Consider the following 24,566-nt stretch of genomic DNA (forward strand, 5'->3'; position numbering starts at 1 on the left):
TCTTACTTGAGTCTCTCACCGCTGCGTCCTATACTGCGAAGGTTGCTTTTACAATTATTTTGTCAGTAAGTAACTTTTTGCTTTTTGATGTGCGGATCACATCACATTTTTACTTAAGGATGAGTCCCTGCTAAACGCATGGGTTTCCTCAGTTTTCCATTTTTCTAAGTCGGGTTAAACACCGCGGATTATCCGTTGGTACTCGTGCGCCTTTAGATTGCCAACGCTCTCTAGCAGGTCAGTTTTATGAAGAATTTGGGTCATGGAGAAACTATGAGTTCATCGTGTATAGAAGATCTAAGCGTGCAAAACAGTCAATGGTATCGAATTGCCAGTGAAATGTTGCAGTCGGCAGATATCGAGGTTAATGGCTCGCGCCCTTTTGATATTCGCGTTAAAAATCCGCACTTTTTTAAGCGCGTGTTGCAAGAAGGCTCACTCGGTCTCGGTGAGAGCTATATGGACGGCTGGTGGGAGTGCGACCGTTTAGATATCTTCTTTCAGAAGGTGCTTCGCGCTGGGCTTGAGAATCAGCTGCCACACCATATCAAAGATACCTTGCGTGTCGCCGCGGCGCGTCTTACTAATCTTCAATCGAAAAAACGTGCGTGGATCGTCGGCAAAGAGCACTACGATTTAGGCAATGACCTATTCAGCCTAATGCTCGATCCCTACATGCAATATTCTTGCGCCTATTGGAAAGATGCAACGACGCTTAAACAGGCTCAGGAAGCTAAGCTAAAACTGATCTGCGAAAAGCTTCAATTACGGCCTGGAATGACCCTGCTAGATATCGGCTGTGGTTGGGGCGGTTTGGCGGCTTATGCCGCGAAGAACTACGGCGTATCCGTTCACGGCGTCACCATTTCAGCAGAACAACAGAAAATGGCGCAGGAACGTTGTAAAGATTTAGACGTACAAATTTTGCTACAAGACTATCGTGACCTTAACTCACAGTACGATCGCATTGTGTCAGTGGGTATGTTCGAGCATGTTGGGCCAAAAAACTATCAAACCTACTTCAACGTGGTGGCGCGTAATTTAAAACCTGATGGGCTTTTCTTGCTGCATACCATTGGTGCAAACGAAACCAATATGAATGTAGATCCTTGGATCAATAAATATATCTTCCCTAATGGCTGCCTCCCCTCTGTTAAGCACATCGCAACCACCAGTGAAGGTAAATTCGTGATGGAAGACTGGCACAATATTGGGGCTGATTACGACCGAACGCTAATGGCTTGGTATGAACGCTTCGTGCAGAATTGGCCGAAGATCGAGCATAACTATTCTCAACGCTTCTTCCGCATGTTTAGCTATTATCTTAATGCCTGCGCGGGCGCATTCCGCGCTCGAGATATTCAGCTTTGGCAAGTGGTGTTCTCTCCACGCGGAGCCGAAGGTGGCCTACGCGTTGCACGGTAATATCTGGTTTATCGGATAGTAAAAAGGAGCCATACGGCTCCTTTTTATATGTAACGTGCGATCTCTGCCATCGATGACAAATCTAAATTACTTCAGATATTGGCCGGTACGTAAGGCTTCAATACGCTTATCTAACGGCGGATGTGACAGGAACAGTTCGCTAAATGATTTATTACGACCATTGATGCAAAATGCCATCATGCTCCCTTCTTCCTGCGGCTCATAGCTGGTTTTCAAACGCTGTAGCGCGGCGATCATTTTCTCACGCCCCACTAAATTAGCTGAGCCAGCATCGGCGCGGAACTCGCGATAACGTGAGAACCACATGGTAATAATGCTCGCCAGAATACCGAACACGATTTCCAATACCATGGATACCGCGAAATAAATCATTGGGTTGCCGCTGCTGCTTTCACCTTCATCACGGTTGCCCGACAAGAATCCAGCCGCCACCTGCGCGATCAGGCGCGAGATAAAGATAACGAAGGTGTTCACCACACCCTGAACCAGTGTCATGGTGACCATGTCGCCATTAGCCACGTGGCTGATTTCATGCGCAAGCACGGCTTCAGCTTCATCACGGCTCATGTTTTGCAGCAAACCGGTGCTCACCGCAACCAGTGACGCATTACGACGCGCGCCCGTTGCAAATGCGTTCATATCCGGTGCGTGGTAGATCGCCACCTGCGGCATATCAATACCTGCCTGCTGAGACTGACGGCGAACGGTTTCAACCAACCAACGCTCAGTTTCATTGCGCGGTTGCTCGATAACTTCTCCCCCAACCGAACGCAAGGCCATCCACTTTGACATCAACAACGAAACAATAGAACCACCAAAGCCGAACAGCAGTGCCATCACCATCAGCCCTTGCACGCTGCTGGACTGGATCCCTGTCAGGCTTAACACCACACCAAACACCAGCATGACAGCCAGGTTGGTTAGCAGGAACAAAGCGATACGCATCATGTTATTTATTAATCCTCATTTATGGAGCACGCATTATGCGATGCATATACTCGTTTTACTTCAAGTGGCACAAGCACAACAGTTATTGTCTGTTGATAACAACTGTTTGCTGCTTTGATGCAACTCGAATGATTTAGTGTATAGATCGTAAGGCCATCTGCGCGGTATTCAAGTGGTGTTAAGCAATAACACACTAAAGAAACATAACTTTACAATTTGACGTACAAAAAATCACACAATTGACTATTTACCCACCATACAGTTAGCGCTGCAGGCATAAAAAAAGAGCGATTTCTCGCTCTTTTTACTGTAACCCAACTCACCTATTTTGAGCTGCCCTGCATTTGCTGAGCAAGATCAAGCGCAATTTTCACCGTTTCATCCAAGTAAGGATCGGGTTCTTGATAATCTTTTGGCACATCATCAAGTGATTTAATTGGCTTTTTACCCGCGACTTTCAGGCGTTCATTAATGCGTTTCAGGCGCGTTGCATCATCATCTTTATTCTCTTTCTCACGCTGTGCATAGTTAAGAGAGACGATATTTTTACGATCTTTGAGTGCCTTATAGTGAGCGATGTCTTGCTCAATGTATTGGAACTCAGGATTCGACGCGATGCGCTGGTTGTGATCGGCTAACAGCACCGGATCAAACTTCTGCACATCACCTGCTTTATCGTAGGTAGCGGCTTTAATGCTATCCCAAGGCAAGGCGTTGTCTTCAAAGCTTTCGCCGGTATCAATCGATTCCAGCCCCGTCGGCATAATAATATCCGGCGTCACGCCCTTGCGCTGCGTGCTACCACCGTTAATGCGGTAGAACTTCTGAATAGTGTATTGAACCGAACCCAGCTCCGGCCACTCTGGACGCAGCATCTGATCGTAAATACGGTTTACCGAACGATACTGCTGTACAGTGCCTTTACCAAAGGTTGGTTCGCCAACAATCAGCGCACGATCGTAATCCTGCATAGCTGCTGCGAAGATTTCTGACGCTGACGCACTGAAGCGATCAACCAGAACCACCAGCGGGCCTTTGTAATAAACAACGCCGTCAGTATCCGCATCTTCACGAATTTTACCGTTATTATCACGTACCTGAACAACCGGACCACTAGGAATAAACAAGCCAGAAAGTGATACCGCTTCGGTTAACGCACCGCCACCGTTGCTGCGCAGATCGATAATCACGCTGCTTACGTTCTGTTTTTCCAGCTTCTGCAACTGTACTTTGACATCGTCGGTCAGACCAACGTAGAAGCCAGGAATATCCAGAACCCCGACTTTCTTGCCATCAACGGTTTTCACGCTCATTTTCACCGCGCGATCTTCCAAGCGGATGCGTTCACGCGTTAACGTGATAGTGCGTGTTTTGGTGCCCTTACCTGCTGGCAGAATTTCCAACCGAACTTTGCTGCCTTTTGGCCCTTTGATCAGCTCAACCACGTCATCAAGACGCCAGCCAATCACGTCCACCATCGGCTTACCCGGCTGCCCAACGCCAACGATGCGATCGCCGACCTTGAGGGATTTACTCTTCGCCGCAGGTCCACCGGCAACCATTGAGTTAATCTGAGTGTAGTCGTCTTCGGTCTGCTGAAGCACGGCGCCAATACCTTCCAGAGACAAACTCATTTCGGTATTAAACTGCTCAGTATTACGCGGAGACAGATAGTTGGTATGGGGATCAATCTCGTGCGCAAACGCATTCATGAACAGTTGGAAAACGTCTTCGCTTTTGCTTTGCGTAAGGCGTTTAATCGCAAACTGGTAGCGCTTGGTCAGGATCTTTTGAATCTCTGGCCAATCTTTGCCGGCCAGCTTCAGGTTCAATTCATCGTATTTAACTTTGGCGGCCCAAAGCTTGTTCAACTCTTCCGTGCTGGTTGGCCACGGTGATTTACTACGGTCGACATCAATGGTGTCGTTACCGTCGAAGGTCATCGGGGATTTCAGCAAAGAAAGTGCATATTCGTAGCGTTCGAAGCGACGTTTTTGGGCCAAATTAAACAGCGCATAAGCGGTATCTAATTGACCGGATTTTAACTCATCATCCAGCGTCGTCTCACGGTCTTTGAACTGTGCTACGTCAGAGGCCAACAACACGTTATGGTTGTAGTCCAACATATTGAGGTAGCGAGCAAAGATCTTTTTAGAAAAATCATCGTTCAAATCGAACTGACGATAATGAGAGCGCGTAAAACGTGACGTCACCCGTTCACTGACGGTCGCGTGCTGCGGCTCTTGGCGCAACTGCGGTAACTGATTAATGTTGTAAGCAACATTATCAGCCGCAAAGCTGGCACCAGCGAATAACGCCAGGGCTATCGCTGATACCCTGAAAAATTTGTTCATGCCTTGGCTGGCCTCCGTATCAGAACTGCAAGTGTTCTGCGCGCACAATCATCGCCAGACCGTTAGAAAGCTGAACGCGTACACCATCTTTGGTGATTTCCAATACGGAAGCGTCCATCGCACTTTTACCTGCGCTGACTTTTACGCCCTGACCTACGGTCAGTTTAGTAATGTCAGTTACCGGTACAGCACGCGGTTTAGCTGATTCTGTGTTCGCGCGAGGCGTGCGATCCTGTTGCGGACGAGGAGTGCGTGGTTTACGCGCTTCTTTATCGCCGTTAGCAGCATCGGTACGACGTGCAGCAGGTTTTTTACCCGCTGGACGTGGGCGACGATTCTCAGTCGTTTCCCCGGCCTCACGTTTTTTCGCCTGCTGTTCTGCACGTTGTGCTTGAACTCGCGCTTTGGCTTCTTCTAACTGTTGACGAGCGTGTTCCACATGCTGCTCTTCCAGCACACCACACGAATTACCGTCAAGATCGACACGTTCTGCACCCACTTTCACGCCGTGCAGATAACGCCAGCTTGAGGTGTACAGACGGAGCGCTGAACGTAGCTGAGTCTTGCTCAGTCCGTTTTCATCTCCCTGCATCCGCTCAACCAGATCCTGAAAGATACCGATTTTCAACGGACGTGCTTCGCCCTCTGCGCTAAAGCACTGCGGGAAACGCTGGGCTAAAAATGCAATGACTTCTTTACTACTATTCAACTTGGGTTGATTTTCCATGAAATTTCCTGATTACAACGGGTTTGCCAACCAGCGATGGCATGAACAGGCGACATTATAATGGCGCTACCGCCAAAAGCCACGCCATACGCACGACAACCTTATGCAAATGTCACAAATTTTGTGCTGTCGCACTCTTTTAAGTGCTCAGAAAGAGCGGAAACCACTGATTTTAAACCATTTTCATCTTCTTTATCGAATCGGTCATAAACTGTGCTATCGATATCTAAAACCCCAATAACTTGTCCATTCACCTCAATAGGCAGCACAATTTCAGCATTACTGGCTGCATCACAGGCAATATGACCGGCAAAAGCGTGCACATCAGCAACGCGTTGGATCTCATTTTTTGCAAACGCAGTACCACATACGCCTTTACCAACAGGAATTCGCACGCAGGCTAATTTTCCTTGGAAAGGCGCAAGTACCAACGTATTTCCATCAACCAAATAGAATCCGACCCAGTTAACATCCTCTAATCGCTCATAAATTAGCGCACTCGCGTTGGATAATGTTGCGATAAAGTTATATTCGCCGCTGCTTAGGGCAGCCAAATCACGCGCTAGATCGGTATAAAACTCTTTTTTACTCATGTAAATCTCGTTATCTTGTTACTGGGCGGTAGCCATAAGGCTCGAATACGTCACATAAAATAAGCATTAAATGCGTTATCACACAAGGCCTATCCAACATCACTACACATTAACTCGTTACACATTGTATCTTTACACAAGTTCGACCTACATTTTTATAACAACCATTCTGTTTTAAGGCCATCAATGCGATACTTTCCCCCCTTGCGCCACCCATCTTGCGTTTCTGAATGAATATCACTCGAATAACCGCGCTACCCGAACAGCACATCAAACGCTGCCACGAATGCGACTATGTTTTCCAACTCCCCGAGCTGGATAAAAACCATACCGCATACTGCCCACGTTGCTGTGCCAAAATCTGCTCTGGGCGTGATTGGTCCATGACGCGCTTAACCGCGCTGTCTATCGCTATTTTGCTATTGATGCCGTTTGCCTTAAACGAGCCGCTGATTCAAATCCGCCTACTGGGAACCACCATTTATGCCAGCCTGATTGAAGGTATTTGGCAAATGGCGATCCAAGGCGATCCGGTCACGGCCAGCATGGTGGCATTTTGTACCGTCGGAGCCCCGCTGACGCTTCCACTCTCCATTCTCTATCTGCGGTTCGGGCATAAGCTGGGGATGAATCTGCGTCCGGTATTATTGATGCTAGACAGATTAAAAGAGTGGATCATGCTCGATATCTATCTTATCGGCATGGGCGTAGCCTGCATAAAGGTTCAGGAATACGCGGATATCAACGTGGGAAACGCTTTCTTTGCCTACGTGATGATGACGTTGCTCACTCTGGTCACGTTGATTCATCTCAATTTGAATCAGCTGTGGGAGCGTTTCTATCCACGTAGCCAGCCCAAAACGTCACCGTATGATATGAAACTCTGCTGTGCCTGTCATTATACGGGGCTGCCTGATGCACGAGGCCGCTGCCCGCGCTGCCATACGACGCTGCATGCTCGTCAGCCATACAGCCTACAAAAAACATGGGCCGCGCTCATTGCCGCAATCGTGATGCTCTTCCCCGCCAACATGCTGCCGATTTCAATTTTGTATGTGAACGGCGTGCGGATGGAAGACACTATTTTTTCTGGCGTGGTTTCTTTAGCAACGTCAGGCAATATTCCTATTGCGGCAATCGTATTTATTGCCAGTATTTTAGTTCCTTTCACTAAGGTGATCGTGATGCTGTTCTTGTTGATCAGCATCCAATTTAAAACCCAGCACAGCCTTAAAACACGCATGCGTCTACTACGCTTAGTGACGTGGATTGGCCGCTGGTCGATGCTCGATCTTTTTGTCATCGCGTTAATGATGTCGTTGGTTAATCGTGACCAGCTACTTTCTTTTACTATGGGACCGGCGGCCTTCTATTTTGGCGCCGCCGTATTCCTAACCATCCTTGCCGTAGAATGGTTAGACAGCCGACTGATTTGGGATGCTCATGCAACAGGAAACGCCGAATACACCGACTAACGCGACGCTACGACGTAAACGTCGTATATCACCGTTTTGGTTATTACCTTTTATCGCCCTTCTGATTGCAGGCTGGCTGATTTATTCCACGATGCAAGAGCGCGGAGATACCGTCATTATCGATTTCCAATCGGCGGCAGGCTTGGTGGCTGGCCGCACGCCGGTACGCTATCAAGGCGTTGAAGTTGGAACGGTACAAAAGATAGCGCTAAGCAATGACCTCAATAAAATTGAAGTCAGCGTGAGCATTAAAAGCGATATGAAAGACGCTCTGCGTGACGGTACCCAGTTTTGGCTTGTCACGCCCAAAGCATCGCTGGCGGGGATCTCAGGATTAGATGCGTTAGTCGGCGGCAACTATATTGGGATGATGCCGGGTACGGGAAAACCTAGTCAACATTTCGTCGCGCTGGATACCCAGCCCAAGTTCCGCCTTAATACCGGTGAATTGCTGATCCACTTGTTTGCACCCGATCTGGGATCTTTAAGCACCGGTTCACTGGTTTATTACCGTAAAATCCCGGTAGGCAAAGTCTATGATTTTACGATTGCTGAAAACCAACAAGGGGTTAGCATCGATGTGCTTATCGATAAGCGCTTTGCTAATTTGGTGAAAGATAACAGCCGTTTCTGGAATGTTTCTGGTTTCAAAGGCGATTTTGCCTTAGATGGCATTTCAGTTCAGATGGAAAGCATGGCTGCGTTAGTGAATGGCGCGATTGCTTTTGATTCACCACAGGGTGGCAAACAGGCTGTTGCCAACCACAACTACACGCTCTATCCCGATCTGGCCCACAGCCAGCGCGGTGTTGTCATCGGCTTGGATTTGCCAAATGGCGATGGCCTCACTGCGGACAGAACGCCGCTTATCTATCAAGGGTTACAGGTCGGTACGCTCACCAAAATGACGCTGGAGAAAGATAGCAAAGTTAGCGGCGAATTAACGATTGACCCCAGCATCGTCGATCTAATGCGCAGTGGAACCCGCATCAAAATGACCAGCCCTCGACTCAGCTTGGACAATGCCAAACTGAGCCAACTCCTCACGGGTAACGTATTTGAACTGCTGCCTGGCGAAGGTGAACCGCAAAACCATTTCACCGTACTGCCAAGCGCAGAGTCATTGCTGCAGCAGCCTAATATCCTGAAGCTATCGCTCAGCGCATCACAAAGCTATGGCGTGGACGTTGGGCAACCTATCAGTATGAACGGAATCAAAATTGGCCAAGTCCTTAATCGGGTTCTGAAAGATAACTCGGTTGTTTTCGACGTCGCTATTGAGCCGCAGTATCGCAGCCGTATCCATGCCGACAGCAAATTTGTGGTTAACAGTCGCCTTGACGTTAAGTTTGGCGTTGACGGTGTTCAGGTGCTCGGTGCAAGCGCACAAGAATGGTTAGATGGTGGTATTCGCGTTATCCCAGGCAGCAAAGGTGAGCCCAAGGACAAATACCCACTCTACCAAAACAGCGAACATGCGGAACAAGGTATTACTGGCAACCTACCGCCATCAACACTCACCTTACGTGCCGAAACCTTACCTGACATTCAAGCAGGTTCCGTGGTGTTGTATCGCAAATTCCAAGTCGGCGAAATTGTTGATGTTCGGCCGAAATCGAATGAATTTGAAGTTGATGTTTATATTCAACCGGCCTACCGAAAACTGCTTACGCCGCAAACTATTTTCTGGGCAGAAGGCGGAGCTAAAGTACAGCTCAACGGCAGCGGTTTGACGATTCAAGCTTCTCCGCTAGATCGCGCTATCAAAGGCGCAGTGAGCTTTGACAATATAGAAGGCGTCAGCGTTACCAAGGGACAGAAACTTGAGCTCTATGCTTCAGAAACGGCGGCCCGAGCCATTGGTAGCCAGATCACCTTACGGACTTACGATGCGTCAAAACTCTCAGCTGGCATGCCCATTCGCTATCTCGGTATCGATATTGGACAGGTTGAATCGCTAAAACTCTCCAACGAACGCAACGAAGTGTTAGCGAAAGCGGTGCTTTATCCAGAATACGTAGATTCCTTTGCACGCCAAGGAACACGCTTCTCCATCGTAACGCCTGAGATCTCTGCCACCGGCGTCAGTAATTTAGAAACATTGCTACAGCCCTATATCAACTTAGAACCGGGTCACGGTCGCACCATGCGTACTTTCGAGCTGCAACAGGCCTCGATCGCAGATTCGCGCTATCTCGATGGTTTGAGTGTGATTGTCGATGCACCGGAAACAGGATCGCTACAAATTGGTACTCCGGTTCTTTTCCGAGGCATCGAAGTGGGTACCGTGACGGGTCTATATTTGGGTTCCATGTCTGATCGCGTGCACGTGGCGCTGCGCATCAGCAAGAAATACCAAAAGCTGGTACGCGAAAACTCCGTATTCTGGCTCGCATCGGGCTATAACGTAGAGTTTGGGTTAACCGGTGGGATGGTTAAAACGGGCACGTTCCAGCAATTTATTCGCGGCGGCATCGCTTTTGCAACACCACCAACGACGCCGCTCGCGCCACAGGCTCAACCGAATACGCACTATCTTCTGAATGATAATGCGCCGGATAAATGGCAAAGCTGGGGTACCGCAATCCCCCTTCGCTAACTCCAGACAAAAAAGCACCGCCTACTGGCGGTGCTTTTTTTATATCTGATTGACACGATTGTCATATGTCCTGTTTTGCACGCTCTCAACACGACTCTTCGACACAACAAACGCCACGTTTTTTATTAAGTATTAGAGATAAATAGAACATCGCTTGAGTAATGGCATAATCTCTCGCACAAATGCATCCTCCATCAAAAGAAAGACTTAACATTTGGCGCAACTCTCTTCCACAGCATGATTTGCTAAAAACTGGCAAAAAAAATACCGTCGACTACTCTTAAATAGCAAGGCAATCCAAGCCTGCATTAATGCCAACTTTTAGCGCACGGCTCTCTCCCAAGAGCCATTACCCTAGACCTGATACAGGAATCGTATCAGGTCTCTTTTTAATCAATAAGAAAATATCTTTTAAAACAAAAACTGATATACAAAACTCCCCTGAGATCAAAATCGGTGGCTATACCCATTCAACTCATCAACAGTTGCCCTAAGATATTCATCAATCCACAATAAAGAGCTTTGCACCGATTGTTGTTCTGGACTGATGTGGCTCTGCATTATCCCCTACCTGATAACTCATTCCAGCGCTCAGAACGAATTTTCGCCCATCATTCAGGGTTGTTTCTAGTTCTCCTTCCAAACAGAAAAGAATATGCCCCTTTTGGCACCAGTGGTCGGCAAGATAGCCTGGGGAATAATCAACCATTCGCACACGGATTTGATTAGGTTTCTTGCCAAAATATTGTGTACGCCAGTAAGCCATGCCGATTTCTCCGGGATGCTCCGTTAGCTCAATTTCACTCCAGTTGGTGGTACCAAAAGCAAACGCATCGATTTTCATTCTATAGTCTCTCTTATGGGTAAGTTTTCCCGTATTGAGGTTAGAACGCAATATCGGAATTCACCATTCAATAGTGAACATTTTTATATTCGCACCGGTTACCCTTATCCGCAGAGATACAATTATTTGAGCTTTTTCATCATAAGCGCCAGGCTAAATTCTGAAATATAAGATACGGATGATTATTACATTGATTTATGTGAGATTGAAAAATTCAAATTTTCACTTGTCATTACCCCTAATAAATCTCAAATATCTAGGTTTTAATTCTTTGTCTTATGTCATTGAGAACAAGCTACAGCTGTTATTAATCAGTTTGATAGAAGTTGCTTAATCTGCGCTGGGTACATATCCCTCACACTACGGATAATCGCTATAACAGTCATCACCTTGCGTGATTATACCCCATAGTAATGTAGACACATGCTGATTCATCTAAGCTATCATTTTTTGTGGTTTATCTTGATTATTGATATTTACTAATCTCATTGGCTTATGGTTCACTTTGTATTAGGATTGAGCAGAATTAAATAGGGAGTTTGAAGACTTGTGTTAAATTTCAATCAAAATAAAATTTCAACCCAAATTATTTAGTTTAAACACGTAACTATTGTTGCAATTTATTGCGCTATATAGTTGAATGCATATCGCATTTAGTGGCTGCAATATATCAGACTTTATGTATTTCTATTATTTTACTTATAAAACAATTGCGAATGTAAATTAAACATTCGTTGATACGTCAGGGATAAAAAATGATTAAACATCATGTGGCGAAAAAAATTGTATTAGCAGTGGCATTGGGTTGTGCTTCTTTTTCCTCGCTCGCAGAAATCACGCTGTTAGAGCAAAATCCTCAGGCAGGCGATCCACTTAGCCGCTTGAAGTTTCAGGTTGGCGGTAGTATTCGTCCGCAGTTTATTGATGAAATGGGCAACAGCGATAAAGGGTCTTATAAGCGCAACGGTTATGACGGAGGGACACGTTTCCGTTTCTCCGCAGATTATTACCTGTTCGACGATGTTAGCCTGATTGGTTACTACGAACTGGGTGTGAATATTCCAGCGCTGTTTAACTGGGATAATCACTATGCAGATGGCGCAGCAAATACCGATCGCCGCATGTTGTTCGGAGGTTTGAAAAGCGCAACATGGGGTACTCTAACCTACGGTAAACAAAACAGTATTTACTACACCGTTGTGGGTGCTAAAACGGATATCTGGGACTTCGATATGCAGGCTCAGGCTCCAGGTAACGGGTATAACGGTAACTACGACGGTTCATACCGCAGCTACAATCTGGTCCAGTATAAAAATACTTTTGGGCCTGTTGATCTGTATGTGGGCGGTGTTTTACACGATGACTCCCACCCTGCCGGTGTAAATAACGGCAACCCGCTGCGTTATCAACGTAAAGGCGGCGGCGCATTGGGTGTGGATTACCACATCACCGATGAGCTAACTTGGGGTACCGCGTACAGCTATATCCAACAAAGCATCAAGCAAAATAACGGTGCGGATAGTGGCAAAAACGATAATGGCCAACAGTTGCTGGGTTCTGGTTTAAGCTGGAAACCTGACAATTGGACTCTGGCAGCATCTGCCGGTTGGTATCGTAATTTCTTAATGACCGGTGTTAAAAACCGTCATGATTACTTTGCTGGAAATGGCTACGGCGTTGAATATTATGCGGGTTATACTTTCCCTATCAGCCAATATCTGGTGAAAAATATTACACCTTATTATGCTGGTGACCGCCTGAAATTTAACACTGGTCGTGATTATCAGAGCAACCATCAGACGCTGGGTATTTCCACCAAGTTTGATTATGGCTTCCAGATCGACGTCGAACATGTATTCACAAATACCACAGACAATAAAAGTGATCTGAATCTAGTTCGTCTGCGTTACGACTTCTAAGTTAAATCAATTTAATTACTCAAGCACCTAAATCCTATTTAGGTGCTTTTTTAAACAAAACCCTAATCTAATCTCACATCTTATCAAGATTATTTGCCGCGTTATTGAACGCCTTTGCTAGAGAGGCATCGGTCCCTTTCAACGTAATTGAATTCATATAAGCCAACCATTTTACATGTACATCATTAAGCGCAGCTAACTGGGCAGAACCTGTCGTTACGCTTTGGACTCGGCTAACCTGAGGCTGTACGATATCTATGGATGCTTGGCGTATTTCACTGCTGCAGGACTCAATTTTCGCTTTCTCACTGGCATCTGTAGTTTGCTGTGCCCATTGTGCCGCCACGACGTTTTTACGTTCCGCATCAACACCCAACTTGCGCATGTTCACTAGCAGATCTGACGTAGACTCGATTATAGGATAATGACTTGCCGCAGGGATATCGCAGGAGAAATAGCTCTTAAATGGCGATTGACCCTCGCTGCTTGCACACCCTGCCAATAATAGCGAACTCAAACATAGGGTAAGAATCTTTTTCATCCGATAGACCTCGTTATTTTTTTGTTGTTCGATAATAGCAAGACAACGAGATAACGCATATCGACGAGAGATAAAATGGCATTTCATGGATAACATGTGGCGTAAAAAAAGCCGCATCAGCGGCTTTTAAACATAACGCGAACCGATGACCCAATTATTTTTGTGGAATAATGAGCATCTGCCCAGGGTAGATTTTATCTGGATGCGACAGCATCGGTTTATTGGCTTCAAAAATGCGCATGTAATCATTGGCGTTGCCATACTGTGCTTTAGCAATCGCACTCAGCGTATCACCTGCTTTAACCGTATAAAAATGGCTCTCCACACCAGACTGTGCAGCCGCGAGCTGATCGTCTACTTTGCTGATACCTGCAACATTACCAATAGCAACCAAGATCTTCTCTTTCAGTTCCTGGCTTACACCTTCACCTGAAACCGTGGCAGTACCATCATCAGCAACTTTTACGTCGACTTTATCTGCTCCTGGTAAACCAAGCTTATTGATATGCTCTTTGAGTTTATCATCACGATTCCCACTAACCGCGTCCCAAAGCTTTTCTCCCGCATCTTTAACGAAACTTAGCAAACCCATTTAGACCTCCAATAACCTATGCCCAACCCAAATTGGCGAGCACAATTGATATCGTTGATAAATTTAATCCTATTAAGCTTAGCAGAATATCTAAGATAATCGGTTTTCAGACACCATTCGATTTGTCATTTTCACGTGCCAAAATTGTAAAGCAAATAATTAGCTTTAATAACAATAAATTAAAGTCTGAATTCAAACCATTTTCTCAGAGGGTGAACCCGATCACGCTTCACATTGAAGCATCGCGTTATGGTACTTAAACCGCAGGTCATGAAGGAGTCAAATGAAGAAGTTGATTTCATTAGTGTTGGTTGTTGCTTCAAGCACAATGTCGGCCACCGCGATGGCTTACCCGGCGGAAACCCACCCAAATGGCGGGACGGGATAACACCTAATGGTGGCTCTATTCCAAACTCAATTTATCTCTAGAATCAAGGCCTCATTCGAGGCCTTGATTTTTTTCACCTAAGACTCAACGGTCTGCGATGCCACTGGTCGCAAGAAAAGCAGAATGACGATAATACCCAGTGCAGAGCATGCTGCGCCAACGGCAAATACCGATGAATAGCCCAGCGTGGTTGCCAAAATACCTGTTAATGGCCCAGCGATAGCGTAGGAAACATCCTGAAAAGCAGCATACCCGCCCATCGCGGTGCCTCGTACATGAACCGGTACTCTTTTTACGACTTCAACACCCAAGGCGGGGAACATTAACGAGCACCCGGCTCCCGTTAAAGCAGCACCGATAAGAGCTAAAATGGAGGTGCTTGCTAAATAGATTAGAACTAGCCCGATGGTTTCAACAACTAGAGAGGCAATAGCGACCTTCATTCCCCCCATTCGGTCTGGCAACTGGCCAAACAATACTCGCATTAATACAAAAGAGAGCCCGAAGCTGGTGAGCGCCAATCCCGCATGTGCCCAACCGTGAGAGCTAAATAATAGCGAAATGAACGTGCCAATAACGGCAAAACCGACGCCTTGCAGCGCCAGAGCCACACCCGGCTGCCAAATTTTACCCAGCATCCGCCACATAGGAATACGTTGCCCAGCATGAGGCGCAACGGGCTTGACTTTAAAATTAATCAAAATAGCAACAAGCGGTAAAATAAGCGTAGAAATGCCTAATGCGGCAAATCCCCAATGTTGATTTAGCAGTAAGCCAAGCGGCGCACCTGCCGCAAGAGCACCGTAAATGGCCATGCCCGTCCATGACATGACTTTACCTGAGCGGGATGGTCCTAATAGACCTAAACCCCAGGTCAAATTTCCTGTTAAAAGCTGGCTTTCACCAAAACCTAATACCAATCGTCCAACCAAAAGAATGACAAATTTGGTCATGGCATCAACCGGCAACAATGCAGCCAATAGATAAGCAACGCCCGCCAACGAGCAGGCCAGCATTCCTTGAAGCGTGGAGCGCTTAGCGCCCTGCTGATCGGCTAGCCGTCCCGCATAACCGCGAGTAAGTACGGTTGCAAGAAACTGCATTCCCACAGCGATCCCCACCATGGTATTACTCATGCCTAATTGGTTATGCACATATAAGGGAATAACCGGTAAAGGTAATCCTACCGTGAGATAGGTAAGAAAAACGGCTGACGTCAAAGGAAACAGCGCATGATTTGCTTTGGGGGTACTAATAAAATGAGACTGAGACATACAAGTGCTAACTCCAAAAGCAAGGAGAAGCTAAAAAGAAACGCCTTCTCCCCTGCATAAATAACAAACAGGATTAAATGCGTTGGATGACGTGAACGCTTACGCACAGATATTGCCTATCAGTGTTGAAGTGGAGCTTAGTGAGATTTGAAATTTATGTCAATTAAACCGTGACCTGGAGCACAGAAAACGACCAAGTAACTAATATACAAAATAAAGCGGCCCTAAAAGGCCGCCTGACAAACGCGAATTTATTAACATCATCGAGATTTATTTTTGAGGATTGGTGTCATATTCAGAGCAAGACTGATAGCCCTTATTGAGAACCTTTCCGGTATCATCAAAACTAACAAAATAGTTTTGTGGTTTTTTATCTGTTCCACTAATCAGGTAGGTACTACAGGTACCGCGAGCATTAACCATCGTAATACTGGTTGCCGGCTGGCCGGCAATATCAACAACCTGTTGCTTAGTCATGCCAACTTTAACGTCTTTAACTACAGGTTCGGTAACATAACTTGCCGCACGGTCGTAGGTACTACAGGCAGATAATGCCAAAGCCGTCGTCAGTGCGGCGATCCCCATAACAGCTGATTTTGTATATTTCATTTTCTCTTTCCTTGTAGCTATTGTGTTCTATAAGCCTAGGAGAAGAATGAGCATTATTCAAACCCATCGTTTTTTTTACTTAAGTTTGCCCGCTTTTTAAGATTGATCCGAAAGTCATTTTATCGATTAAATATCGTCCTAATCCGCGATTCCTAGCCATACTTTAGCCATTGGCTTCAAAGCCATGCACGGTATACTGTCCCAACGAAGTATTAAGTTTCCTTACTATTTACCGAATTTGGAGTCACATCATGGGATTATTAGATAACCTAGGCGGTATTTTAGGTGGCCAAGGTGGAAACGCCGATCACGTTAAAGCCATCTTAGCTTGGGTCGAACAGCAAGGCGGTATCAGTGCGTTAGTTGAAAAATTTCAAAGCCAAGGGCTCGGCAGTATCGTTGAGTCATGGATTAGCAGCGGTAACAACCAACCCATTTCCGGCCAACAAGTCGAGAATGTGTTTAGCATTGAATCCATCACCTCGCTTGCAAGCTCTCTAGGTATTAACACCGACAGTGCATCACAACTGTTGGCAACCTATTTACCTAAACTGGTTGATGGCCTTTCACCTAACGGTGAAATTCCACAAGGAGGATCATTGGTCAGTGCAGGATTAGATGTGTTGAAAGGTAAATTCTTTAGCTAAAGAAAAACATTACCTTGCCGCTTATACGGCAAGGTAATCGAGAAGAAAATAATGCTTCACGATTACATCGTTATTATATGGTTCAGCTTATTTTACTTTTACCCGGTAACTTTAGCCATTACAGGTCTTATCGTTTTTTTAGTATGGCCGAAGAGAAAGCAAGTAATAATTAAAATACTGCTATTAACTCTCACCATCTTTATTCTTTTGGTTACCTATAACGCGATTGAACGACATGTTCTAGGGTAACACGGCGTAATCAAAATGCGTCAAACGCAGGCTTTAGCCGCTTCCAACAGGGCTTGCTGGCTGTTGCCGCGCGATGTTAGATAGATTTCCACATCAGACTGATTGTCGCTTATTGTTTGAATTTTTGCCGATGCCATTTCGCCTTGCCCATCTAAATAGCTAGCAATAGTATGCGTATTATTATTGTTATAATAACGTGTGGCCGGATTAATATCAGACCATTTTTTATTTAGGCACTGAGAATAGATACCCGCAGCTCGGCTTATTTTTAAATCCATGACCTGATGCTTATTCGCTGTAATTGATTCAGGACTACTGCATCCAGCCAATGCGAATAAAATCGCGGCAGTCAATATGGTTCTCATTGGTTAATTCCCCTTCTGTTGGCTGAGATCATACACTGCGTGAATAGCTCGCGTGTTGCCGTTAGTGTGATCGATATCACGCACTATCCCGGCTTTGATAAAAAGCCTCAAGGAGAAAAGTCTTAAAGGAAGAGTTTGAGTGTTTCCATACGAAAGCTAAACCATGGAAACACTCAGCACAGGAGTTCTTAGTGATAGTTAATCACTAAATGCCCCAGATTGGGGTGACCATCGATGGGTTTCAAATGAACATCAGCCACATTAGTGGGCAAACTAACTTTATCACCGCTTTTTAACACTCTGTGGGCACGCTCTAGGTAATCACCATCTCTGTAGCATGATGAATGGAAACCTTTGCCGTTGGGTGTAATGTCACAGGTTGACTCTACGATCGAACCTACGAAACGAATTGTGCCCTTGTTAGCGGCGTATACTGGCGCATGCAGGGCAAGCAACAATGCTATCCCGCCTACCCATGCTCTATTCCTAAGCATATGTAACCTCCATTTATTATTCACCTTAAGAATACAAATTAAAGAGAAAGATAAACTTGATTTACATCAGCTGAATATTCCGCATGGCGCTATTTTAATAGTTTGAAATGTCAATTACCGTAAAATAGTTGCAATAAAATAAAAATATTTTTTAGAAATTACATGCAACTGTTTAATTAATCTAACAAAACCAACAAATAGCAGCATTTTACTCATCAATCGCAGCATCCATCAGAAACTCTGAACTGAGTTCAGAACCTAGTCATTGGCGCTCCAAAAATCCGAATTAGAAAAGCAATATCCAACCCATTAAGCATTCATCATATGAATATGTTAGGATCATGCCTGAAAGTAAGGAAATAGAAGTCATGATTAAGCAATTTTATTTTTGGATGGTCGTTGGTTGTGGGTTGTTCTTGTTCATGTCCGGCTTTGTGATGAGATCAACGTTCGAAGGCGCAATGGGTGCATTATTGATTTTGTATAAAACGGTGATGGACTAACGGTTCTACCCATCATTTGGATGGGTAGTGATTCGGGGCGCAATTTACATATCGTTAAGCGGGGTTTGTTGCTGGCATAGATAGCTATAGAGCGCATTCACGTCATTCTGCTGGCAAAGGCGAGTTCCTTTATTTAGGGTTGCGGCACTCCCCGCAGCAACGCCATATCTAACAATATCCAGTAAATCAGCCTGCTGTGACAATTTAAGCACCATCGCTCCTACCATGCTGTCACCTGCGCCAACAGTGCTTTTCATTTTTACCGGCGGTGGAACAACCTGAACCCAATGATGCTGCCCAACCGCCAGCGCTCCCTGAGCACCCAGCGAAACCACTACGTATTTTGATTTCCCAGCCGCGACAATAGACTGTGCCGCTTCGAGCACGGCGCTAGGTTCTGCCAGTAAATCTTTGCCACTGAGCTCAGACAGCTCTTTTTGATTCGGTTTCACCAGCAATAGATTGCCTACTTCTAAACCCGCCATCAACGCACGACCAGAACTATCAAGAACGCATTGGATATGTTTATTTTGTGCCTGACGCAAGAGTATCTGAAGCTCTTCAGTGGTGACGCCTTCAGGCAGACTTCCGCTGATAACCAGAATAGATCCCTCAGGAATACCTAGTACGCACTCGCGTAAACGGTCAAATTCCTGTGGCGTCAATTTCGCACCAGGCATAACGAAGCGGTACTGCTCTCCGGTTATCTCTGTGTGCACATGCATGTTTTGTCGAGTCCATGCCTGTGTTGTCACCGTTTGAATAGCCACTTGTTCTTGCTCAAGCAATTCGGCTAAATGCTGCCCCGTTGGACCGCCGGCGGGAAAGATGGCATTTGCCTCTCCACCAAGGTGGGCTATCGCACGAGCCACATTGATTCCGCCACCACCGGGTTCATAAACCGGCTCTGAGCAACGTAATTTGCCATCAGGATAGAGTTTGGCCGTTGTGGTGGAGCTATCAAGCGAAGGAGCTAGCGTCAGCGTAAATATCGGTGTCATAACATCTCCTCGTTATATGTATGCTTTTCTCAGCCTACCACTTCACCCCATGTATTCATTGTTTTAGTTCATTAAAGGATCTTTCCAGCCGAGCTAAACGATCATTCGATACACTGTTCTTCGGCTACTCACGGACAGCCCTGAACGATATGATTATTTTATAGGCGATTAATACAAGATAAGCCGATCTTGATCGTGTCACAAAAAAGTCATACTGCAATGTTATTGATATTGGTGCTATAACAAAGAGGTCAGCTCCGTGCTGACAGACACATATTTTGACGGATTTATGTATTACGGAGCCTGTATGAAGCGAATCATTAAAGGCGATACAAACTTCTCTCACCTCGTTGTCGCGCATGCAGCGATCGATCAGCATGCCAAAGCCTATGGCCTTGCCCGTCAAGGGTGGCCTTCTACTTACCATATTAAATATCGAGATAAACTCATCGCGGTGGAAGTTGTGACCCGCCGTCAATCCTACGTTGCCACCGTTATGGTTGGCGCTCGAAGTTTAACCAAACTATGCGGTATGCCAGCCGCTGCATAAATCACTTCCGGTGGTACTCTGGCAAGTGCCACCTTACTCAGACCATAAAACAAAGAAGCGGCTTTACGCCGCCTCTTATCGTTAACTATACAAGCAATATCCGTGCTGACTACTGACAAAGCTGACGCGCGTGCTTAATAAAAGGCGCAACGCTCATCTTTTGCCCCGGATGATTCGGATCGTCCAGCAAAATCGTCTCTAACGGTAATGCAGCCATCTTCTTGGCTTTCACCAAGTTATTTGCCTTCTCATCTAAAGGATACTGCGCCAGCGTGCTTGCATTGATGACAAACAATGCCTGATTTTTCGTACACTGTAGCTGCACTTCTTCTTTTACGAAGGCCCACTGGCTACCAAATTGCGCTTTACTTACCGTCTCCACGGTACGTGCCGCTAATGCATCCGCAGATAAAAAACCGCCAGCCAACGTCAATAATCCTGTCAGTAATACACTTTTTTTCATCACGAAGTTCCACTATCGTCCAATCATAAACTGTCGTTATCTTATTCTAAATAGGTGGCTGAGTTGCGAAAAAACTCACCGTAAACAGTACCAATAGGGCCAATATCCATTCAACCATGGCATTGCCCGCCAGTTGCGTTAATGCCCGTTGCCGATTTTGCCCCATGCTCCGCACCACGTAGTAGCGGTTATAAAGCGCAATCGCGATCATCGTCGCCACCAATAGGATCTTCAACCACAACCCACGCTGATAGATAGAGTCGAACGCCAGCGGCCAGCGACCTAGAATCCACGCCGCATTGCCTATTCCCGTGACTATTACCAGAGCCACCGCAAAATGTCCCCAACGTGAATAACGAATAACCGCCTGCATCGCAAAGGCTTTGTCGGTGCTTGAGAGTTGTCGTACGCAAAGCCAGAACGGCAACAAACCACCAAACCAAAAACCACCGCTCAGCAGGTGAATACCATTATTAGCCCGGTGCGCGATACCGCTGATACCCTGCTCCGCCGATGCATGGCCTGTGTGAGCCAAGGTTATCAGCAATAGTGCAGAAATAAATATGAATGAAAAACGGCGAATATTTAGTTCGAATAAAGGCGTTATCAGCAACAAGGAGGAAAATATCAGTTGTAACCGCCACGCTTCGCCAAATGTTGTTTGCATTACAGCAAGCCAAATTTCCGGGCTGAAAAAGTCTTGCCAGCCATCGCCCATCAGGCCAGCTTGTAACGCCACCATAAGCCAAGAGCTAAAAGCGCAAAGCGCTAAACTTACACTTAATAACATTCGGGTTTGTGTTTCTAAGCTACGCCGAAGCATGGGTGGAGCGATCCACCCAACAAAAAGAGCCAAGCCAAAAATTTGTAACGCACTGGCAAAATGAACCCAACGGCACAAAACATAGAGAGCCGTGATACTCATAATCAGCCTTATTTAACAGAGAAGGTATACTGGCCCTTGGTTTTATGTCCATCGACGGAAACAACGTTCCAACTCACCGCGTATTCGCCTTTGTTTAAGGGCTGGGTGAAAGGAACGGAAACATGGGTTTTATCATTTCCCGCTACGGATAACTTGCCTGTTGCAATGGGTTGGTTTTCAGGCCCTACAACCTTCACTTTGCTAAACCCCGTTTCAATACCTTCACTAAAAACGAACGTCAGCTCAGAAGGCGCACTCACTTGGCTTTTGGCCGCCGGAGTTTGATCGGTGAGATGTGCATGAGCAAATACCTGCGGCGAAACGGCCAGCAGCAGCGCGGCACCGATACCAGATAGATGAAATTGAGCCGTTTTAAGCATTTTCATAGAGTCGCATTCCTTTTATAAGTCGCAGGTAAGCGCATTGGTGACGTTCGCAATCAGATTTGGGCTTTCAGGCAAAGTCACCAAATACGCTAGCATATTGATTTTTATCTTACATTTTCCTCTCACGTATTGCCATGAAGTCAGCAACAAAATCACAACCGGATATTCACGTTTTTCTACTATGCGATAAACGACTTACTGACATACTTTTCCTATTCGTCGCCATCGATTAATAAAACCATATAAATCATTATGTTGAACTATCTATACAAAATGTCGCTTGCAAGTTTGGGCGTAGAGAGCTTTAGTTAACAGGCATACCAACCTAACTACGGTTAAGAGAGGCCAAAATGAGTAAGGGAATGGATAGCAAAAAGAATGCGAAGAAAAAACCGTTGAAGAGCCCTGCAGAGAAACGCGCGGAAAAGAGAGCAAAACGCGCACATCCAGATGGTGATTAATCAGTAAACGTATTTCGTATCTTAAACCCGCCGTCGGCGGGTTTTTTATTGCCTAAATTATGCCATCAGCACAGAAAACACGAATCGGGAAAATCCGCAGTTCGACAACAATATCGTTACAGTATTTCGATGTTCATCCCCTTCGTTATTTATGTCTTGGATACTCGAATAGAACGTTTAGCAACCAATAAGCGTTCTCGATATCGACATATCAGCTATATTTTTCCTCTTGATTATTTTCACCCAAGATGGTCGTCATGCCGTGTCATATTTAAATGTCACACTGCTTAAAATTTATCAATTCTTGATTATATGTGCTGTTTATTTCTTTAAGCATGAATGGTCAAAGAAAGATTTTGTTCGGCAGAAGAAATGAACATAGTCGAATTACGGCGAGGGATATATGGCGGAATGGCACAAATAGCTAAAAACTTATTTATGAACGGCATTATTTGACAAGTAATTTCTTATTATAGCCTATCTTCAGACTTTTTCCATAATAGAGTAAGTGGACGTCACACTTACAACAAACCAACTCAACATATTGATAAGTAAGGAATTTATTAAACGCACAGCTAAAAAAAACCGAACCTTAAATAAAGGTTCGGTGTAAAAAGAATCTTAAGACACAGTAAAAAAATGCAGTAACAATGATGAGATTTAATTATACATCATATTCTTCATTGTAATTTGCAATTTGTGTGGTCAGCGATTTCTTATAAATCAGGCAAGAATATTCGAATGATGAATTATCACTTAAGGGTATCTTTTTTCGAGAGAAAATGAGGATCCACACCTGAGTTTTGTATATTTATCTTTGCTTCATTTACATTTCAATACATTTAATTACCATAAAAAATAAATAAACGTCGCATAGGCACTTTTTATTTATAGCGCATTAAACATATTATTAAGCTATGCTTGTACCGTGAACTTTGACTGATGGAACGCACTTAAGTTCACATAGCAAGTGTAAAAAAACATAAATAAGCAGTGGCACATATAACTGACCTTGGCCGGTCAAAAAACTAAGAAGGAATATCATAGTGAAACGTAATCTGCTGGCAGTAATCATCCCTGCACTTTTAGTTGCAGGCGCAGCAAACGCTGCAGAAATCTACAACAAAGACGGCAACAAGCTGGATCTGTTCGGTAAATTAGATGGCCTGCACTACTTCTCAGACGACAACGGTTCAGACGGCGATCAGTCTTACGTTCGTTTCGGCTTCAAAGGTGAAACTCAGATTAACGACCAGCTGACCGGCTATGGCCAGTGGGAATATCAAGCAAACCTGAACCATGCAGAAAGCCAGGATAACAACAACTTTACCCGTGTTGGCTTCGCTGGTTTGAAATTTGCTGAGTTCGGTTCTTTGGATTATGGCCGTAACTACGGTGTGATCTATGATGTTGGTTCTTGGACTGACGTGCTGCCAGAGTTCGGTGGCGATACCTACGGTGCGGACAACTTCCTGTTCCAACGTGGTAACGGCATGCTGACCTACCGTAACACCGACTTCTTCGGTCTGGTTGACGGCCTGAACTTTGCTCTGCAGTATCAAGGCAAAAACGATAGCCCAGAAGAATCCAACAATGGTCGTTCAGTTCAGGGCCAAAACGGTGACGGCTACGGTATGTCTCTGTCCTACGATCTGGGCTGGGGCGTTAGCGCAGCAGCTGCATACTCTTCATCTGACCGTACCAACGAACAGAACCGTATGCAGTATGGTCACGGCGATAAAGCAGACATCTACACTGGTGGTCTGAAATATGACGCTAACAACGTTTATTTAGCCGCTATGTATACTCAGGCTTATAACGCTAACCGTTTCGGTGATTTCTCTGCAAGCGGCCCAGATGCAGTTTACGGCTTTGCTAACAAATCCCAGAACATTGAAATCGTTGCACAGTACCAGTTCGACTTCGGTCTGCGTCCATCCGTTGCTTACCTGCAATCAAAAGGTAAAGACATCGGCAACGGTTACGGCGACCAGGATCTGGTTAAATACGTTGATGTCGGCGCGACTTACTACTTCAACAAAAACATGTCTACCTACGTTGATTACAAAATCAACCTGCTGGATGACAACCGCTTCACTAACAACGCTGGCATCAACACTGATGACATCGTAGCGCTGGGTGTTGTTTACCAGTTCTAATTCGTTAATTAACGAATCAAGCTATATGTGAATGCATAAAGGGGCCTTAGGGCC

The 24,566-nt window shown here is 45.5% G+C and carries 23 protein-coding genes; 8 read left to right on the forward strand and 15 right to left on the reverse strand.

All coding sequences use genetic code 11. The features are described from left to right. Window positions 1–273: 273 nt before the first annotated feature. Entirely contained in the window at window positions 274–1,425 is a 1,152-nt protein-coding gene (cfa, locus tag U0008_RS11300; protein ID WP_043493281.1) for a cyclopropane fatty acyl phospholipid synthase, read from the forward strand. An 87-nt stretch (window positions 1,426–1,512) separates the two neighbouring features. On the opposite strand, the gene htpX is transcribed toward cfa, so the two are convergent. From htpX to U0008_RS11320, 4 genes are all read right to left on the reverse strand, one after another. Then, the gene (htpX, locus tag U0008_RS11305) at window positions 1,513–2,394 is read right to left on the reverse strand and encodes a protease HtpX (protein WP_008813588.1); all 882 of its coding nucleotides are present in this window, start codon (window positions 2,392–2,394) and stop codon (window positions 1,513–1,515) included. 323 nt (window positions 2,395–2,717) lie between these two features. Continuing rightward, the gene (prc, locus tag U0008_RS11310) at window positions 2,718–4,748 is read right to left on the reverse strand and encodes a carboxy terminal-processing peptidase (RefSeq protein WP_043493283.1); all 2,031 of its coding nucleotides are present in this window, start codon (window positions 4,746–4,748) and stop codon (window positions 2,718–2,720) included. Between the two features lie 19 nt (window positions 4,749–4,767). After that, complete coding sequence (proQ, locus tag U0008_RS11315) at window positions 4,768–5,475, reverse strand: RNA chaperone ProQ (protein ID WP_025801078.1); 708 nt, start codon at window positions 5,473–5,475, stop codon at window positions 4,768–4,770. A 101-nt stretch (window positions 5,476–5,576) separates the two neighbouring features. Then, entirely contained in the window at window positions 5,577–6,068 is a 492-nt protein-coding gene (locus U0008_RS11320) for a free L-methionine (R)-S-oxide reductase MsrC (protein ID WP_043493284.1), read from the reverse strand. Between the two features lie 230 nt (window positions 6,069–6,298). Here U0008_RS11320 and yebS point away from each other — a divergent pair, with 230 nt between their 5' ends. Together yebS and U0008_RS11330 are read left to right on the forward strand one after the other, a co-directional pair. Beyond that, window positions 6,299–7,543: a membrane integrity lipid transport subunit YebS gene (gene yebS, locus U0008_RS11325; protein ID WP_025801080.1), complete on the forward strand. Its 1,245-nt coding sequence runs from the start codon at window positions 6,299–6,301 to the stop codon at window positions 7,541–7,543. Further along, window positions 7,512–10,142, forward strand: a complete 2,631-nt coding sequence (locus U0008_RS11330) for a PqiB family protein (RefSeq protein ID WP_043493389.1) — start codon at window positions 7,512–7,514, stop codon at window positions 10,140–10,142. The genes yebS and U0008_RS11330 overlap by 32 nt, the downstream gene beginning before the upstream one ends. A gap of 502 nt (window positions 10,143–10,644) precedes the next feature. On the opposite strand, the gene U0008_RS11335 is transcribed toward U0008_RS11330, so the two are convergent. Further along, window positions 10,645–10,986: a DHCW motif cupin fold protein gene (locus tag U0008_RS11335; RefSeq protein ID WP_043493285.1), complete on the reverse strand. Its 342-nt coding sequence runs from the start codon at window positions 10,984–10,986 to the stop codon at window positions 10,645–10,647. A gap of 770 nt (window positions 10,987–11,756) precedes the next feature. On the opposite strand from U0008_RS11335, the gene U0008_RS11340 reads away from it, so the two are divergent. Next, entirely contained in the window at window positions 11,757–12,905 is a 1,149-nt protein-coding gene (locus U0008_RS11340) for a porin (protein WP_227660086.1), read from the forward strand. Window positions 12,906–12,978: 73 nt separating this feature from the next. Here U0008_RS11340 and U0008_RS11345 read toward each other — a convergent pair whose 3' ends face one another. From U0008_RS11345 to osmE, 4 genes are all read right to left on the reverse strand, one after another. Beyond that, window positions 12,979–13,446, reverse strand: coding sequence for a hypothetical protein (locus U0008_RS11345; RefSeq protein WP_043493287.1), 468 nt, complete (start codon window positions 13,444–13,446; stop codon window positions 12,979–12,981). Between the two features lie 154 nt (window positions 13,447–13,600). Beyond that, entirely contained in the window at window positions 13,601–14,038 is a 438-nt protein-coding gene (lysM, locus tag U0008_RS11350; RefSeq protein WP_025801085.1) for a peptidoglycan-binding protein LysM, read from the reverse strand. A 465-nt stretch (window positions 14,039–14,503) separates the two neighbouring features. Beyond that, window positions 14,504–15,700, reverse strand: coding sequence for an MFS transporter (locus U0008_RS11355; protein ID WP_043493288.1), 1,197 nt, complete (start codon window positions 15,698–15,700; stop codon window positions 14,504–14,506). A gap of 270 nt (window positions 15,701–15,970) precedes the next feature. Continuing rightward, the gene (osmE, locus tag U0008_RS11360) at window positions 15,971–16,309 is read right to left on the reverse strand and encodes an osmotically-inducible lipoprotein OsmE (RefSeq protein ID WP_046449249.1); all 339 of its coding nucleotides are present in this window, start codon (window positions 16,307–16,309) and stop codon (window positions 15,971–15,973) included. A gap of 251 nt (window positions 16,310–16,560) precedes the next feature. Here osmE and U0008_RS11365 point away from each other — a divergent pair, with 251 nt between their 5' ends. After that, the gene (locus U0008_RS11365; RefSeq protein WP_043493289.1) at window positions 16,561–16,956 is read left to right on the forward strand and encodes a YidB family protein; all 396 of its coding nucleotides are present in this window, start codon (window positions 16,561–16,563) and stop codon (window positions 16,954–16,956) included. 269 nt (window positions 16,957–17,225) lie between these two features. Here the strand turns inward: U0008_RS11365 and U0008_RS11370 are convergent, their stop codons facing one another. Both U0008_RS11370 and U0008_RS11375 read right to left on the reverse strand, forming a co-directional pair. Next, a complete protein-coding gene (locus U0008_RS11370; RefSeq protein WP_025796763.1) occupies window positions 17,226–17,570 on the reverse strand; it encodes an RNA helicase in 345 nt (114 codons plus the stop codon). Between the two features lie 188 nt (window positions 17,571–17,758). Continuing rightward, window positions 17,759–18,064: a YmdA family protein gene (locus U0008_RS11375; protein WP_025796765.1), complete on the reverse strand. Its 306-nt coding sequence runs from the start codon at window positions 18,062–18,064 to the stop codon at window positions 17,759–17,761. 368 nt (window positions 18,065–18,432) lie between these two features. Here U0008_RS11375 and U0008_RS11380 point away from each other — a divergent pair, with 368 nt between their 5' ends. Then, window positions 18,433–18,567, forward strand: coding sequence for a hypothetical protein (locus tag U0008_RS11380; RefSeq protein ID WP_255407687.1), 135 nt, complete (start codon window positions 18,433–18,435; stop codon window positions 18,565–18,567). Window positions 18,568–18,611: 44 nt separating this feature from the next. Here the strand turns inward: U0008_RS11380 and pfkB are convergent, their stop codons facing one another. Next, window positions 18,612–19,568, reverse strand: a complete 957-nt coding sequence (gene pfkB / locus U0008_RS11385) for a 6-phosphofructokinase II (protein ID WP_043493292.1) — start codon at window positions 19,566–19,568, stop codon at window positions 18,612–18,614. Between the two features lie 307 nt (window positions 19,569–19,875). Here pfkB and U0008_RS11390 point away from each other — a divergent pair, with 307 nt between their 5' ends. After that, on the forward strand, window positions 19,876–20,118 hold the full coding sequence (locus U0008_RS11390) for a DUF4060 family protein (protein ID WP_008813610.1): 243 nt from the start codon (window positions 19,876–19,878) through the stop codon (window positions 20,116–20,118). A 109-nt stretch (window positions 20,119–20,227) separates the two neighbouring features. On the opposite strand, the gene U0008_RS11395 is transcribed toward U0008_RS11390, so the two are convergent. From U0008_RS11395 to copC, 3 genes are read right to left on the reverse strand one after another with little or no spacing between them, the layout of a single operon-like run. Further along, a complete protein-coding gene (locus U0008_RS11395; protein ID WP_043493293.1) occupies window positions 20,228–20,581 on the reverse strand; it encodes a YebY family protein in 354 nt (117 codons plus the stop codon). 46 nt (window positions 20,582–20,627) lie between these two features. Next, window positions 20,628–21,506 carry a copper homeostasis membrane protein CopD gene (gene copD / locus U0008_RS11400; protein WP_043493294.1) on the reverse strand — a complete coding sequence of 293 codons (879 nt, stop codon included), beginning with the start codon at window positions 21,504–21,506 and terminating at the stop codon, window positions 20,628–20,630. A gap of 8 nt (window positions 21,507–21,514) precedes the next feature. Next, window positions 21,515–21,892: a copper homeostasis periplasmic binding protein CopC gene (gene copC / locus U0008_RS11405; protein ID WP_043493296.1), complete on the reverse strand. Its 378-nt coding sequence runs from the start codon at window positions 21,890–21,892 to the stop codon at window positions 21,515–21,517. Between the two features lie 1,507 nt (window positions 21,893–23,399). On the opposite strand from copC, the gene ompC reads away from it, so the two are divergent. Continuing rightward, window positions 23,400–24,512 (forward strand): porin OmpC, encoded by a 1,113-nt coding sequence (gene ompC / locus U0008_RS11410; RefSeq protein WP_043493298.1) that lies wholly within the window; start codon window positions 23,400–23,402, stop codon window positions 24,510–24,512. The last annotated feature ends 54 nt before the right edge of the window (window positions 24,513–24,566 follow it).

The sequence above is a fragment of the Hafnia alvei genome (assembly GCF_034424155.1).
GTDB classification, from domain to species: domain Bacteria; phylum Pseudomonadota; class Gammaproteobacteria; order Enterobacterales; family Enterobacteriaceae; genus Hafnia; species Hafnia alvei.

Coding starts and splice junctions, on each gene's coding strand:
- cfa (WP_043493281.1), top strand. CDS start 274: ATGAGTTCATCGTGTATAGAAGATCTAAGCGTGCAAAACAGTCAATGG.
- htpX (WP_008813588.1), bottom strand. CDS start 2,394: ATGATGCGTATCGCTTTGTTCCTGCTAACCAACCTGGCTGTCATGCTG.
- prc (WP_043493283.1), bottom strand. CDS start 4,748: ATGAACAAATTTTTCAGGGTATCAGCGATAGCCCTGGCGTTATTCGCT.
- proQ (WP_025801078.1), bottom strand. CDS start 5,475: ATGGAAAATCAACCCAAGTTGAATAGTAGTAAAGAAGTCATTGCATTT.
- U0008_RS11320 (WP_043493284.1), bottom strand. CDS start 6,068: ATGAGTAAAAAAGAGTTTTATACCGATCTAGCGCGTGATTTGGCTGCC.
- yebS (WP_025801080.1), top strand. CDS start 6,299: ATGAATATCACTCGAATAACCGCGCTACCCGAACAGCACATCAAACGC.
- U0008_RS11330 (WP_043493389.1), top strand. CDS start 7,512: ATGCAACAGGAAACGCCGAATACACCGACTAACGCGACGCTACGACGT.
- U0008_RS11335 (WP_043493285.1), bottom strand. CDS start 10,986: ATGAAAATCGATGCGTTTGCTTTTGGTACCACCAACTGGAGTGAAATT.
- U0008_RS11345 (WP_043493287.1), bottom strand. CDS start 13,446: ATGAAAAAGATTCTTACCCTATGTTTGAGTTCGCTATTATTGGCAGGG.
- lysM (WP_025801085.1), bottom strand. CDS start 14,038: ATGGGTTTGCTAAGTTTCGTTAAAGATGCGGGAGAAAAGCTTTGGGAC.
- U0008_RS11355 (WP_043493288.1), bottom strand. CDS start 15,700: ATGTCTCAGTCTCATTTTATTAGTACCCCCAAAGCAAATCATGCGCTG.
- osmE (WP_046449249.1), bottom strand. CDS start 16,309: ATGAAATATACAAAATCAGCTGTTATGGGGATCGCCGCACTGACGACG.
- U0008_RS11365 (WP_043493289.1), top strand. CDS start 16,561: ATGGGATTATTAGATAACCTAGGCGGTATTTTAGGTGGCCAAGGTGGA.
- U0008_RS11370 (WP_025796763.1), bottom strand. CDS start 17,570: ATGAGAACCATATTGACTGCCGCGATTTTATTCGCATTGGCTGGATGC.
- U0008_RS11375 (WP_025796765.1), bottom strand. CDS start 18,064: ATGCTTAGGAATAGAGCATGGGTAGGCGGGATAGCATTGTTGCTTGCC.
- U0008_RS11380 (WP_255407687.1), top strand. CDS start 18,433: ATGATTAAGCAATTTTATTTTTGGATGGTCGTTGGTTGTGGGTTGTTC.
- pfkB (WP_043493292.1), bottom strand. CDS start 19,568: ATGACACCGATATTTACGCTGACGCTAGCTCCTTCGCTTGATAGCTCC.
- U0008_RS11390 (WP_008813610.1), top strand. CDS start 19,876: ATGAAGCGAATCATTAAAGGCGATACAAACTTCTCTCACCTCGTTGTC.
- U0008_RS11395 (WP_043493293.1), bottom strand. CDS start 20,581: ATGAAAAAAAGTGTATTACTGACAGGATTATTGACGTTGGCTGGCGGT.
- copD (WP_043493294.1), bottom strand. CDS start 21,506: ATGAGTATCACGGCTCTCTATGTTTTGTGCCGTTGGGTTCATTTTGCC.
- copC (WP_043493296.1), bottom strand. CDS start 21,892: ATGAAAATGCTTAAAACGGCTCAATTTCATCTATCTGGTATCGGTGCC.